At 62.5% G+C, this 14,321-nt stretch carries 10 protein-coding genes; 4 read left to right on the top strand and 6 right to left on the bottom strand.

The window, feature by feature from the left end; translation table 11 throughout:
- Window positions 1–42: 42 nt before the first annotated feature.
- From NKJ01_RS07865 to NKJ01_RS07845, 5 genes are all read right to left on the bottom strand, one after another.
- Window positions 43–810: an N-acyl amino acid synthase FeeM domain-containing protein gene (locus NKJ01_RS07865; protein ID WP_031260774.1), complete on the bottom strand. Its 768-nt coding sequence runs from the start codon at window positions 808–810 to the stop codon at window positions 43–45.
- A gap of 238 nt (window positions 811–1,048) precedes the next feature.
- Complete coding sequence (locus tag NKJ01_RS07860) at window positions 1,049–3,364, bottom strand: putative bifunctional diguanylate cyclase/phosphodiesterase (RefSeq protein ID WP_352727252.1); 2,316 nt, start codon at window positions 3,362–3,364, stop codon at window positions 1,049–1,051.
- A gap of 136 nt (window positions 3,365–3,500) precedes the next feature.
- A complete protein-coding gene (locus NKJ01_RS07855) occupies window positions 3,501–6,995 on the bottom strand; it encodes an indolepyruvate ferredoxin oxidoreductase family protein (RefSeq protein WP_352727250.1) in 3,495 nt (1,164 codons plus the stop codon).
- Between the two features lie 184 nt (window positions 6,996–7,179).
- Window positions 7,180–7,716, bottom strand: a complete 537-nt coding sequence (locus NKJ01_RS07850) for a hypothetical protein (protein ID WP_352727249.1) — start codon at window positions 7,714–7,716, stop codon at window positions 7,180–7,182.
- Window positions 7,709–8,320, bottom strand: coding sequence for a CGNR zinc finger domain-containing protein (locus NKJ01_RS07845; RefSeq protein WP_023761455.1), 612 nt, complete (start codon window positions 8,318–8,320; stop codon window positions 7,709–7,711). Before NKJ01_RS07845 ends, NKJ01_RS07850 begins: the two co-directional genes overlap by 8 nt.
- Before the next feature lie 148 nt (window positions 8,321–8,468).
- Here NKJ01_RS07845 and NKJ01_RS07840 point away from each other — a divergent pair, with 148 nt between their 5' ends.
- From NKJ01_RS07840 to NKJ01_RS07825, 4 genes are all read left to right on the top strand, one after another.
- Window positions 8,469–9,374 carry a branched-chain amino acid ABC transporter permease gene (locus tag NKJ01_RS07840; protein ID WP_352727247.1) on the top strand — a complete coding sequence of 302 codons (906 nt, stop codon included), beginning with the start codon at window positions 8,469–8,471 and terminating at the stop codon, window positions 9,372–9,374.
- A 189-nt stretch (window positions 9,375–9,563) separates the two neighbouring features.
- Complete coding sequence (locus NKJ01_RS07835; protein WP_352603295.1) at window positions 9,564–10,148, top strand: TRAP transporter small permease subunit; 585 nt, start codon at window positions 9,564–9,566, stop codon at window positions 10,146–10,148.
- A complete protein-coding gene (locus NKJ01_RS07830) occupies window positions 10,148–11,920 on the top strand; it encodes a TRAP transporter large permease (protein ID WP_352485807.1) in 1,773 nt (590 codons plus the stop codon). The genes NKJ01_RS07835 and NKJ01_RS07830 overlap by 1 nt, the downstream gene beginning before the upstream one ends.
- A gap of 19 nt (window positions 11,921–11,939) precedes the next feature.
- Window positions 11,940–12,968 carry a zinc-dependent alcohol dehydrogenase family protein gene (locus tag NKJ01_RS07825; RefSeq protein WP_352603356.1) on the top strand — a complete coding sequence of 343 codons (1,029 nt, stop codon included), beginning with the start codon at window positions 11,940–11,942 and terminating at the stop codon, window positions 12,966–12,968.
- A 161-nt stretch (window positions 12,969–13,129) separates the two neighbouring features.
- Here NKJ01_RS07825 and NKJ01_RS07820 read toward each other — a convergent pair whose 3' ends face one another.
- Window positions 13,130–14,239, bottom strand: coding sequence for a TRAP transporter substrate-binding protein (locus NKJ01_RS07820; protein ID WP_023761451.1), 1,110 nt, complete (start codon window positions 14,237–14,239; stop codon window positions 13,130–13,132).
- Window positions 14,240–14,321 lie beyond the last annotated feature (82 nt).

Genomic DNA, 14,321 nt, shown 5'->3' with positions numbered 1-14,321 from the left:
TCTGGCCGGAAAGCTCCGGACGCTCCGCAAAAGTCGGAAGCCTCAGGCGGCGTCGCGATAATATTTCGCTGTTGGAACAATCGACAGGGGTGTCAGTCGGTTGATGGCCGGATTGGCAAACATCAGCCGCTGTTCCATCGGCGTCGACCTGAAGAATGGGAACCGTTCGAGCGTCAGTCGCATATTCTCGCCGGCGGGGATTTCGAACAATGCGATCTTGGTAAGAACGCCCGGAAATACTTTTCCCTCGGTCCTCTGCACGGCATTGAAGTAACGGGAATAAAAATTGGAATGCTCGATCTTGACCGGCGTAAGCACCGAGTTCTGGCCAAAATAGCGCGAGGCCACCATGGCTAGCCTGAGGGTCAGGAAAGGCAGCACTCCGGGCGCCGGCGCACCGTCAGGATCGGTTGCGAAGCGGGTTCCGTCGATGAAGGTTTCTCCGCGGGCAAGTCGCTCGATCAGTATTTCCGGATAGGCATCGACGGAGGGCGAATTCGGGTGCTCGCTGGAAATGTAATGGAAGCGGATCGTGCTGACCAATTCGCCATAGCAATAGACACCGAACCGGTAGGAATTGGGCAGATTGTCCCAGCGATCCTCGAACATCCCGCTGGCGATTGGGCCGCACATGCCTGAGCGCAGATAGGATTTATAGCGAAGCCGGTAAATCGCCTCCAAATCCTCACCCCCGGTGATGAGGCGATAATCGACATGCTCCAGCAGTTGCATAATCGATCGATTCAGCACCGAATCCCCGGCTGCGCTGACCGCGCCGGACGTATTGCTTGCAGCCCTTGCAGCATCCATCATCTGTCCTCGAAATTCCGCCTACTGACAAGCTATTCGAGTAAGAATGAGACACAAGCTGAAATTTAGATGTTGTTGATTTACCTTCTGTTAACCTTAACAGCTGAGCCGCCCACTTGAGAATGTATTTGATGAGGAACGCGCGTCGAGAAAGATGTGGATCGTTGCCTCCAGACATCGCACCTCCAGCAACACAGGGGCGTGAGCTCAGCCAACGCTTGAGCTGTCGGTCACGGCGCTAACTGGCTGTCCGTTTGCCAGTGAGGCGCAGGTCAGCGGCGAAAGGCCAAGTGACATTCGACATCGTCTCGATACCCGACGCACTGAGCGCGGCACCGAACAGGAAGCCCTGCACGAGATCGGGTTTGACCTGCAAGGCCAGGATCTTGAGTTGCTCGAAGGTCTCGACGCCTTCGACAGTCACGGAAAGCCCCAGCGGCCGCGACAGGTTGACGATGCCCTTGAGTAGTTCCAACGAACGCGGGTTCTGGGTGACGTCCATCAGGAACGAGCGGTCGATCTTGATCTTGTCGAGCGGCAGCTTGTGCAGGTAACTCAGGCTCGAATAGCCGGTGCCGAAATCGTCGAGAGCGATGCGCACGCCAATCTGCTTCAATTCCTCGATGTACTGGCGTGTCAGCGACTTGTCGTCGAGCAGCGCCGTTTCGGTGACCTCGATTTCCAGCCGGCCAGCGGCGAGGCCGGAGCTCACCAGCGCATCGCGAACCTTCTGGATGACATCGCGGCTGCGGAAATCCTTGGCGGACAGATTGACCGAGACGCTGGTCTGGTCGGGCCATTTGGCGCATTCGGTACAGGCTGCCTGCAGCACGAAGGTGCTGATCTCGGAAATGATTCCCATTTCCTCGGCCAGCGGAATGAAGATGCTGGGCGAGATCGGCCCGAGATCGGAATGGTCCCAGCGGCAGAGCGCCTCGCAACCGGCGATGCGCATCGTGTTCATCGCCACGATCGGCTGGTAGACTACCCGCAATTCCTTGTTTTCCACCGCGCTGCGCAGATCCGCCTTCATCAGCTGACGGTTGCGGAACGCTGCGTCCATTGCCGCCTCGAATAGCCGCCAGCCGTTCTTGCCGAGTTCCTTGGCCTTGTAGAGCGCCAGGTCAGCCTTGACGATCATGGCGTCGACATCGGTATCCTTCACCCGCGACAGCACCGCGCCGCCGCTGGCCTGGATGCGCAGGCCGTGACCGGCAACGTCCACCTCCCCCTGCAGTCCGGCGAAAATCTCGTCGAGCTGGCTTGTCAGATGGCTCTCATCCTCGACTCGGTCGAAGAAGACCATGAATTCGTCGCCGCCGAAACGGCTGACCGTGATACCTTGCCCGGCAATGGCTGCAAGCCGCTCGGCAACGGCGTAGATCAACCCGTCGCCGATCGGATGTCCAAGCGTGTCGTTGACGCTTTTGAAGTCGTCGAGGTCGAGCACCGCCAGCCCGCAGAAACGGTCGCGGTCGCCGGACGCCATGGCCTCGCCGATCAACTCGTGGAAATAGGCACGGTTGGGCAGGCCGGTAAGATTGTCGTAACGCGCCATGAAGCGGATCTTGTCTTCCGCCTCGACGCGCCCCGTCACGTCCTCGAAGGTGATGACGCCCAGCTCCTGGCTGCCTTCGCGTGCCGAAAATTCATAGTGCTGGCCGTTGGCGAGGGAAACAAGCACCTTGCGGTCGCGGCCCTCGCGCAAGGCGCGCGTCAACTGGGCCTCGATGTAGCGGCAATCCTTCGGTGCCAACATGCCCGCGGCGACGCCACGCATCAAGAGACCGTGGATGGATCGCCCAAGCAGCGCATCCCCGGACTTGAGCGACATCAGATGGGCAGCTTCGGCATTGGCTACCGCGACGCGGCCGTCGGGACCGAGCATGACCAGGCCATGTGACATAGTGTTGAGGGCGCGATCGAACCTGTGCGCGAGCTTCTTCGCTTCCTTGTGGCCGATGACCGCCGAAAAAAGCACGTCGCGAACGTGGTCGGCGCTGTTGATCGTGATAAACGTCAAGGGGATGATCATCAGCCCCAGAACGACCGAGGGGATATCCATGCGCAGCAAGAGTGCAAGTGCTGCCGGACCAATGAAGGTCACGGAAAAAATCCGCACCATGAGCGGAGATCCGTAGTTCCGGCCAACAACCGTCACCAGGGTTGCGATGGCCAGCGACGTCGCGGCCAGTTCGGCAAAGGGATCTGGATACACATAGATCGATATGAAGCACAGCGCGCCCAGGCCGAGGCCCTGCAGGCTGCCCTTGAGGATATAGTTGCGCTCCCACTGCTGCGCCTCTTGGACATTGGCTATTACACCGCCCGCCTTTTGGAAGTCGCGAATGCCGAAATAGCGGAAAAGGCTGATTGACAGCAGACTAAAAGAAAAAGCCAGGAACAATGAATCGTGCGTGCGCAAGTAGATCATGAATCCTAGGATCCAGTAGCACACGCCGCCAATCACCAGCATGTGAGCGTTGTCGAACAACGACCGCACAAACTGGATATAAACATCCGCCGGGATGTTTTCGGTCTTTGTTCTGCCCATATCGTCGGCCCAACGCTAGGCCTCGTCATCCCACATCCGCCTTAAGAAAGGCTTAGAACAGAGGCTTTGGCTCGGTTGCCGCAAGAGCGCAAAAGCAGGACAGACCGGGAAATCGAGCTTCAGGTAAACAAGGCCTTCACTCGGCGGCCCGAAGTGCCGCCCCCGCCGGTGCGTTTGCGAGGCGCTGGAGCAACCGCGAGCGCTCGCCGGCCGCCTGTTCGGCACTGGCTTGCCGGACATGGCCATAGCCGCGAATGAGAGCCGGCACCGAGGCCAGCGCAACCGCCGCATCGACCTGGGCTGGCGCCAGCGCTCCGGCGATTAGCTCTAGATCCGCCTCGTACTGTGCCAGAAGCTGTCGCTCCATGCGCCGCTCGGCGGTGTAGCCGAACAGGTCGAAGACCGTGCCGCGCAGGCCTTTCATCGCTGCCAGCAGGCGAAAACCCTTCATCATCCAGGGGCCGAAACTCGATTTCCTGGGCTTGCCGTCATTGCCGAGCCGGCCCATGATCGGCGGCGCGAGGTGGAATTCGAGTTTGTCGTAGCTCTGGAATTGCTTGCCCAATTCGGCGGCAAACGAGCCATCGCTGTAGAGCCGCGCCACCTCGTACTCGTCCTTGATCGCCATCAGCTTGAACAGGTTCCTGGCTGCCGCTTCCGACACCGCGGTCGAACCGGGCACCGCCTTCGCTTCGGCGGCGCGCAACAGGGCCAGTCTTTCGGCATAACGCCTGCCATAAGCGCCGTTCTGATAGGCGGTCAGGAATGCGACGCGGCGGGCAATGATGTCGTCCAGCGTCTCCGCGACGTCAGCAGCGTGGCCGGTCTTTCCAGGAACGGTTGGGCCCGGCTGGGCGACGAGGCCGCGCACGAAGTCCGGCTGATGGGCAGCACGACGGCCCCAGCGGAAGGCGGCGATGTTCATCGCCACGGCTTCGCCATTGAGCTGGATCGCCTTCTCGACCGCCTCGGCGGAGAGCGGCAAACCGCCATGCTGGAAGGCAAAGCCGAGCATGAACATGTTGGCGCCGAGTGAATTGCCGAAAAGTGCCGTGGCGGTGCGGGTGGCGTCGAAGAAATGCGCCTTGTCGTCTCCGGCAGCAGTGCGGATCGCTTTCTTCAGGCGCTCTATCGGCAACGAGAAATCGGCCGAACGGGCAAATTCGCCGGGCATGATCTCGGCGGTGTTGGCGAGGAAGATGGTGTGGCCCTCGCGCACCGCGGTCAGCACCTTCTTGGCGCCCGACACGACGAGGTCACAGCCAAGCACGAGATCGGCCTTGCCGGCCGAAACGCGGATCGCGTGGATGTCGTCCGGGGTGCGGGCGATGCGGACATGGGTAAACACCGAACCGCCCTTCTGGGCAAGGCCGGCCATGTCGATCATGCCGCAACCCTTGTCCTCGAGATGTGCGGCCATGCCAAGCACGGCACCGACGGTGACCACGCCGGTGCCGCCGACACCGTCGATGATTGCCGCCCAGCCCTGTTCGCCAAGCGGGAATTCGGCGGGCGTCGGCACGCCGTCGAGCGGGTTGGCCTTGCCGGCAAGGCCCTCGGCCTTGCGGATCTTGGCTCCGTGCACAGTGACGAAGGATGGGCAGAAGCCATTGACGCAGGAGAAATCCTTGTTGCAGCTGGACTGGTCGATCCTGCGCTTGCGGCCGAATTCGGTCTCGACCGGCTGGATCGAGACACAGTTCGATTGCACGCCGCAATCGCCGCAGCCTTCACAAACCAGCTCGTTGATGAAGACCCGCTTGTCGGGATCTGGGAATGTGCCGCGCTTGCGGCGGCGGCGTTTTTCGGCAGCGCAGGTTTGGTCGTAGAGCAAGACCGATACGCCCTTGACGTCCCGCAGTTCGCGCTGGACGAGATCGAGATCGTCGCGGTGATGGATGGTAGCGCCGACCGGGAATTCGGCCTTGCCGGCATATTTGTCGGGTTCATCGGTGACGATGGCGATGCGGTCGACGCCTTCGGCCCGCACCTGCCTGGCGATCATATCGACGGTCAGGCCACCTTCGTGCGGCTGGCCGCCGGTCATCGCGACGGCGTCGTTGTAGAGAATCTTGTAGGTGATGTTGGCGTCGCTCGACAGTGCAAAGCGGATCGCCAGCGTGCCTGAATGATTGTAGGTGCCATCGCCGAGATTCTGGAAGATGTGACCGCGCTTGGAGAACGGCGCCTGGCCGACCCATTGCGCGCCCTCGCCGCCCATCGCCGTGAAGCCAAGAGTATTGCGGTCCATCCACAACGCCATGAAGTGGCAACCGATACCTGCAGCGGCGATCGAGCCGTCCGGCACCTTGGTCGAGGAGTTGTGCGGGCAACCGGAACAGAAGAAGGGTGTGCGCGAACCGATGTCGGTGGCGTCGGCGAGCATTGCCTGGAACTGGCGCAGCTTTGCCACCCGCGCCGAAATCTCCTCGGACGGGCCGATGGTCCTGACAATCCTCTCGCCAAGCGCGATGGCGATCTCGTTGGGGTCGAGCGCGCCCTTGGCAGGGAACAGCCAGTCGCCGCGCTCGTCCTTCTTGCCGACAATGACGGGCTGCGTTGCGGTGCCGTAGAGGCTCTCGCGCAGCTGTACCTCGATCAGCGAGCGTTTCTCCTCGACGACGACGATGGTGTCGAGGCCGCGGGCGAAATCGGCGATGTGATGCAGGTCGAGCGGCCAGGGGCAGCCGACCTTGAACAGCCGCACGCCGATGCGGTTGGCGGCCGCCTCGTCGATGCCGATGTCCTCCAGTGCCTGGCGAACATCGAGATAGCTCTTGCCCAGCGTGATGATGCCGATCTTCGGGTTGCGGCCGCCCGAATAGACAATGCGGTTCAGCCCGTTGGCAAGGATGAAGGCGGAAGCCGCGGCACGCTTGTGCTCATGCAGCCGTTCCTCCTGGCCGAGCATATCGATCTCGTGGCGGATGTTGAGACCGCCAGGCGGCATGTCGAAATTCGGCACCACGATGTTCAGCCGCCCGAGCGAGGCATCGACGGAGGCCGTCGATTCGATGTTGTCCTTGACGCATTTGATCGCCGCCCAGGTGCCGGCAAAGCGCGACATGGCAAAGCCGTAGAGCCCATAATCGATGATCTCCTGGACACCGGCCGGGTTGAGGATCGGCACCATGGTGTCGACGAACAGGAACTCGGTGGCATGGGCGTTGGTCGAGGATTCGGCCATGTGGTCGTCGCCCATCAGGGCGAGCACGCCGCCATGCTTGGACGAGCCGGCGAGATTGGCGTGGCGGAACACATCGCCGGATCGATCGACACCCGGCCCCTTGCCATACCAGACCGAAAAGACGCCGTCATGGGTGCCCTCGCCCAGCAGCTCCGTCTGCTGCGCGCCCCAGCAAGCGGTGGCGGCCAGTTCCTCGTTGAGGCCTGGCTGGAACACGATATCGGCCTGGGCGAGCTGTTTCTTGGCCTTCCACAGCTGCATGTCGAGGCCGCCGAGCGGAGAGCCGCGATAGCCGGAGACAAAGCCGGCCGTATTCAGACCGGCGCGGCGGTCACGCTCGCGCTGCATAAGAAGCATGCGGATGACCGCCTGCGCGCCGGACAGGAAGATGCGCTCCTTTGCCAGGTCGAACTTATCGTCGAGCGCGACGTCATGCAGCGTCATCAGGAATTTCCTCTGCGGAGGCCGCGCGGGGGCAGGCGGCCAGCGTCGGGATCGGATGACGCATCCTTTCTCCCCTTGCAAGGCAGGTCAAACAAAATCGCAGGTGCCAGGCAACGCAGAACGAACAGCTGGCGATCATCGCTGCGGGCATTGCGCGGCGCGCAACCGCGCTGGCAGTGGCGGGTCAGGTACCCTTCGAGCAATCCGGCTTCGGCTGGCCCGGCAGCTTGCCGTCGGGATGGCCGACGAGATCGGGATTGGCCGTATAGAGCTGGTCGATGACCAGCGGTCGATCGGGCAGGATCGACTGGTCTTCCGTCGACATCAACGTGGTGTCGATCTCCTGCAGGACCGCACCGTCGGCCCCCTTGATGCTGATGGCAATCGCATAGGGCTTGTTCTTGACGACGCAGGTCAGAGCCGGGCTTTCCAGCGTCACCTTGTCGAGCTTCGGCCAGACCTTTTGCTCGACCACCAATGGCGCGCCGCCGGCCGGGTCCTGGAAGCTGGCGACCGCCACCTGGCCTTCTCCCATCGGCTTCAGCGGCCGTAGCGTCACCACATAGGTCGCCCTGGCGAGGCGGTAGTTGAAGACGAATATCTTGCCGGAAATCTCGAACAGCTTGCCGTCATCGTTGCCGGTGTCGCGGCAGGCCCCGAGCGCAACGGCGGCGATGAGTGCCGCACCGACGACGACCGAACGGGAAAAACCTTTAAGCATTCTTGACCTCATTTTCCGCCATGCGGCGGCGACGATAGTGACGACTTGCCTTCTGGCGGTTGCCGCACACCGCCATGTCGCACCAAAGGCGGCTGGAATTGCGGCTTCTGTCGACGAACAGCCAGGTGCAGTTGGGACAGATTCTGAGCCTTGCGGTGGTGTCGTCGCGCAGCAGCGAGAGCGCCGAAACCGCCAGCGCCGTCTCGAAGGCGATCGGCGTCACCGGATCGCCGAACGGCCTTCCCGGCGCACCGATCTCGGTCCGGCTACCGGCCAGGCCATCGGAGCAGGCTGTGAGGAAGCCCGGCAAATCGGAGGTTGCAATCGAACCCTTCGACACCGCCCCACGAAACAGCCGGTCAGTCGCCTCGCGGATCGACAGCACGACGGGCGCAATGGTCTCTGGTGACGGCGCTGCCAGCGGCCTGCCGCCAAGCTCGGCGGCGCGAAAGCGGCTCGCCGCATCGGCGAAGCGGGCAATCTCGGCCGGATCATCGAAGCGGTCGAAAGACCTCTGCGGATCGCCGCGCCGCACGACGGTGTTCGCCGTGTCGAGCGCAAGCAGGCCGCCAGTGAAGCGGTGCGGTGTCCAGGATACCGTCATGCCAGAAATCTAACCGATAAATCGCGTTTGACAAGTTAGTTTCAGCGATGCAAACCTTACCGCAGGGTGCGGTCTCCGCAGCCTTTTGAGCATGTCGTCGTCACAAAGCCACTTCGCACTTTTGGGCGACATGCTCCGAGGATTTCGCATGCTCTATTTCTTCCAGCAGGTGCTGAACGGGCTGCATTCGGGCGCGCTCTACGCGCTGCTCGCCTTCGGCTATGTGCTGACCAACGGCATCCTGCACCGCACCAACCTCGCCTATGGCGCGCTGTTCGCCTTTTGCGGCCAGACGATGATCCTCACCGCGGCCTTCGGCTATCAGGTGCTGTGGCTGACGCTGCTCGCGGCGGTGGCGCTCGGCGTCGTCGCGGCTTTCCTCTATGCCGCACTGCTCAGCCACGTGCTGTCCCGCAGCGTCTTCGAACCCTTGGCCGACCGTACACCCAACGCGATCGTGGTAACGACGCTCGGCATCCTGTTGCTGTTGTCCGAGGCGAGCCGCATCGCGGCCGACACGCACGATTTGTGGCTGCCGCCGATGCTGGCACAGCCTGTCGTTTTCGCGCACGGCGCGACCTTCAAGGCGACGCTGACGCTTATCCAGCTCATCGACTGCGCGGTGGCGCTGGCGACAATCGCCCTGGCCAGCTGGACGTTTGCCCGTTCGGGCTTCGGCCGGCGATGGCGCGCCGTTTCCGATGATCCCAAGGCAGCCGCGATGTGCGGCGTCGACGTGCGCGCGGTGTTACGGCATGCTGTGCTGTTCGGCGGTTTCTGCGCCGCGCTGGCCGGCATCATGGCCGGCCTCTATTACGGCAATGTCAGCTTCGGCTCCGGCCTCGTCTACGGGCTGAAGATCCTGTTCGTGACGGCGGTCGGCGGCTATCTCTCGCCGCCGCGGGCGGCGCTGGGCGCGGCCGCTTTCGGCATGGCCGAATCGCTGTGGACCGGCTATTTCCCGGTCGAATGGCGCGATGCGTGGATGTACCTGTTCCTGGTCGCGATCCTGGTGCTGATCGGCGCCGGCCGCGACACCGGCAAGATTGCCTGAACCGCATCAGACTTTGGTTGCATGACGCGGGGCAGAGAGCCGGTATCCGCCCAACTCTCCCGTGCAATGATATCTTGCCGCCGCTATCCTTGTTGACCCGTCAGTCCACGCACGGCATACCGTTGGACCACGTGGCGTGACGGACAATAAGGGGGAGCCGGCACGCCTCCGACATACAGGGAGGAATGCATGGCAGGGCTTCTCGCTCTATCCAGGACCATCGATCGTGCGAATGAGTTCATTGGCAAATGGGTGTCGTGGCTGATCCTGCTGGCGATCCTGGTGAGCGCCGCCAACGCCATCATCCGCAAGATGTTCGACATATCCTCGAACGCCTGGCTCGAGCTGCAGTGGTATCTGTTCGGCGCCGCCTTCATGCTGGCCGCCGCCTATACGCTGAAGCAGAACGAACATATCCGCATCGACATCGTCTACGGCCTGTTTTCACGCCGCGTGCAGCACTGGATCGACCTGCTTGGCCATCTGCTTTTCCTGATGCCGTTCGTGACGCTGATGGTGATCTATTTCGTTCCCTATGTGTCGCTGTCGTTTCGCAGCGGCGAAATGTCCAACAATTCCGGCGGGCTCATCATCTGGCCGGCCAAGGCCATCCTGCTCATCGGCTTTTTCCTGCTCGCGCTGCAGGGCGTCTCCGAGATCATCAAGAAGATCGCCATCATGCGCGGCGACATGGACGATCCCAACCCGTTCATATCTGTGCATGAGCAGGCCGAACTCGAAGCCAAGGCACTGGCCGACGAGGTGCGCTCGTGATGGAGTTCATCGCCCAGAACATGGCGCCGATCATGTTCGCATCGCTGATCATCTTCCTGCTGATCGGCTATCCAGTCGCCTTTTCGCTAGCCGCCAACGGCTTGATGTTCTTCTTCATCGGCGTGCTCCTCTCGCCCTATTCCGGTGGATCGATCAACCTCGCCTGGCCGCTTCTGCACGCACTGCCGGATAATTTCTACGGCAGCCGGGTGATGTCGAACGACACGCTGCTGGCCATTCCGTTCTTCACCTTCATGGGCATCGTGCTTGAACGATCGGGCATGGCCGAAGATCTGCTCGACACGATCGGCCAGCTGTTCGGGCCAATCCGCGGCGGCCTCGCCTATGCGGTGATCTTCGTCGGCGCCCTTTTGGCGGCGACCACCGGCGTGGTGGCCGCGTCCGTCATCGCCATGGGCCTGATCTCGCTGCCGATCATGCTGCGTTACGGCTATGACCGGCGCGTGGCGGCCGGCGTCATCGCAGCGTCTGGCACGCTCGCCCAGATCATCCCGCCGTCGCTCGTGCTGATCGTCCTCGCCGACCAGCTCGGCCGTTCGGTCGGCGACATGTATGCAGGCGCGCTGATCCCGGGCCTCGTGCTCACCGGGCTCTATATGTCCTACATCCTGATCATGTCCTTCATCCGGCCGAATTCGATGCCGGCGCTGCCGCTCGAGGCCCGTAAGCTCGGCCATGGCGTGATGTCCTTGCTGGTGGCGCTGGCGGTCACATCAGCGGTTTCCTACGCGGCGTATCGCTATCTGGCGCCGACGCATGGCGACAATGCCGACATTCTCGGCGCCACCGCCGGAGTGCTCTTTATCTACATTGTGGCCATTGCCGACAAAGGCCTGAACTTCAACATGATGTCGAGGCTCGCGCAGCAGGTGATCATCGTGCTGATCCCGCCGCTGGCGCTGATCTTCCTGGTGCTGGGCACCATCTTCCTCGGCATCGCCACCCCGACCGAAGGTGGCGCCATGGGCTCGGTCGGCGCCTTGATCATGGCGGCGGCAAAAGGCAGGCTGTCGCTGGACGTGGTCAAGCAGGCGCTGACCTCGACGACGCGGCTGTCGTCCTTCGTGCTGTTCATCCTGATCGGCGCGCGGGTGTTCTCGCTGACCTTCTACGGCGTCAACGGCCACATATGGGTCGAACACCTGCTGATCTCGCTGCCGGGCGGCGAGGTCGGCTTCCTGATCGGCGTCAACCTGCTCGTCTTCTTCCTCGCCTTCTTCCTCGACTTCTTCGAGCTCGCCTTCATCATCGTGCCGCTGCTGGCGCCGGCCGCCGACAAGCTCGGCATCGACCTGATCTGGTTTGGCGTGCTTCTGGGCGTCAACATGCAGACCAGCTTCATGCACCCGCCCTTCGGCTTCGCGCTCTTCTATCTGCGTTCGGTTGCCGCCCGCGTGCCCTATCTCGACCGCCTCACCGGCAAGCAGATCGCGCCGGTAACCACCGGGCAGATCTATTGGGGTGCGGTGCCCTTCGTCTGCATACAGGTGATCATGATCGGGCTGACCATCGCGTTCCCGCAAATGGTGATGCACTACAAGGGAACGACCGTCGATCCGGGCACGATCGATTACAAAGTGCCGGAGGCACCCGGCTTGTCACCGCTGGGCACACCATCTGCCGGCGGCACGGCACCAGCCGCTCCCGCCGCGCCCGATGATCTGTCGCAGCCGCCGAGCTTCGGCGAACCGGCGCCGGCCCAACCGGCGGCACCGCAGCCGGATCTGTCGCAGCCGCCAAGCTTCAACTGAACCCGGCATGGGCAAAATCATGAAGGCGGTTCGGCTGGAAGCGGTGGGCAGCATCGCGCTGCGCGAAGTCGACAAACCCGATATCGGGCCGGACGAGCTTCTGGTGCGTGTCGAAGCCTGTGGCGTCTGCGGAACCGACCGGCATCTGTTTCACGGTGAATTTCCGTGCACGCCGCCGGTGACGCCCGGCCATGAGTTCTCCGGCATCGTCGAGGCGATCGGAGCATCCGTATCCGGCTTTGCCATTGGCGATCGTGTCACCGGCGACCCCAACATCGCCTGCGGGCGTTGCGCGCATTGTCATGCCGGACGGGTCAACCTCTGCAGCAATCTGCAAGCCATCGGCATCCATCGCGACGGCGGTTTTGCCGAATATCTTGCCTTGCCGCAGAAGCAGGCTTTTGTCCTGCCTGTGGGCCTGGATCCAATGCACGGTGCATTCTGCGAGCCGCTAGGCTGTTGTCTGCATGGCGTGGACCTTGCCGCGATCAGACCAGGCAGCTCGGTGGTCGTGCTTGGCGGCGGCGTGATCGGCCTGCTCACCGTGCAACTGGCTAGACTGGCCGGGGCCACGACCATCGTCCTGTCGACCAGACAGGCCTCGCGGCGCGCGCTCGCCGAGGAACTCGGCGCCACGACGACGGTCGATCCGACCGCCGCCGATGTCATCGAAGCCATCGCCGGACCAGCCGGTCTGGTGCCGGGCGGAGCCGACGTGGTGTTCGAATGCGCAGGCGTGCGAGAGACCGTCGAGCAGTCAATGCGGCTGGCCCGCACCGGCGGCACGGTCGTCGTCGTCGGCGTGACGCCGCAAGGCATGAAAGCGGAATTCGAGCCCTTCGACCTGCTGTTCCGGGAACTGAAGGTGCTCGGTTCCTTCCTCAATCCCTACACCCATCGCCGCGCCGCCGAACTCATTGCATCGAGTGCAATCGAGATCGACAGGCTGATCTCCAGGCAGGTGCCGCTCGAAGACGCGGCAGCGGTGATCGCCAATCCACCGGCGCCCGGCGAGGTCAAGGTGCTGGTGGTGCCCAGCCAGGGCTGAGTGGCTACCGCAGATTGTTATACGAGCGTTTGCGCCGCCCCTCATCGCCCTGCCAGGCACTTCTCCTCGTATAGTGATGGGGAGAAGGTGCCGGCAGGCGGATGAGGGGCGGCGCAAACTTCAATCCTTTGCCGCGCAAGCCCTAGGTCTCTCTGATGGGGCTACAGCTTGCCGTTGCGCTGCTGGACCATCATGAAGGTGTCGTAATTGTATTCGGCCACCTGCGCCCAGAGATAGTGCTCTTTGCGGAAGCCCTTGATCGATTCCCAGATCTTCTTGAACGGGGCGTTGGAGGCTTCCATTTCGGCATAGACCTCGTTGGCTTTTTCGAAACAGGCCGCCATGATCTCCTGGCTGAACGGGCGCAGTTTCGCGCCGCCGGCCACCAGCCGCTTCACCGCCGCAGGGTTCAAATAATCGTACTTCTGCAGCATGTTGGCGTCCGCGGCCTGTGCCGCGGTGCGCAGAAGCGACTTGTAAGTCGGCGAAAGCTCGTCGTATTTCGCCTTGTTGAACATCAGGTGGACAGTCGGGCCGCCTTCCCACCAGCCGGGATAGTAGTAATAGGGCGCGACCTTGTAGAAGCCGAGCTTCTCGTCGTCATAGGGCCCAACCCATTCGGCGGCGTCGATGGTGCCTTTTTCCAGCGCAGGATAGATATCGCCGCCGGCGATCTGCTGCGGCACGACGCCGAGCCTCTGCACCACCTTGCCGGCAAAACCGCCGATGCGCATCTTGAGGCCGGAAAGGTCGGCCACCGTTTTGATTTCCTTGCGGAACCAGCCGCCCATCTGCACGCCGGTGTTGCCGCCCGGCAGGCCGAAAAGGCCCTGCGTGGCGAGAAACTCGTTGAACAGGTCGATGCCGCCGCCATGGTAATGCCAGGCATTCATGCCGCGTGCGTTGAGCGAGAAGGGAACCGCCGCACCGAGTGCCCATGTCGGGTCCTTGCCCCAGTAATAATATGCCACCGTGTGGCAGGCTTCGACCGTGCCGGCGGTGGTGGCGTCGGCGGCCTGGAGGCCCGGCACCAGTTCGCCGGCGGCGAAGACCTGGACCTGGAAATTGCCGTCGGTGGCTTCCGACAGCATCTTCGAGAACACCTCGGCGCCGCCATAGATGGTGTCGAGGGACTTCGGGAAGGACGACGCCAGCCGCCACGTCACCTTGGGATTGGACTGAGCTATTGCGGGCGCCGCCAGAGTGGCCGCCGCCGCCGCGGCGCCGACGCCTGTGACACCAGCCTTGCGAATGAATGAACGACGATCCATGCAGTTCCTCCCTTTTGGATCAAAAGACCGACGTTCGGGGATATCCTCGATTTCAGTGTCGGTTCGTTCGAGACAATACACG

Source organism: Mesorhizobium sp. M0276 (genome assembly GCF_040321755.1).
Classification (GTDB): domain Bacteria; phylum Pseudomonadota; class Alphaproteobacteria; order Rhizobiales; family Rhizobiaceae; genus Mesorhizobium.
Note: the sequence above shows the minus strand (reverse complement) of the source record. Positions and strands in the feature narration are given on the sequence as shown.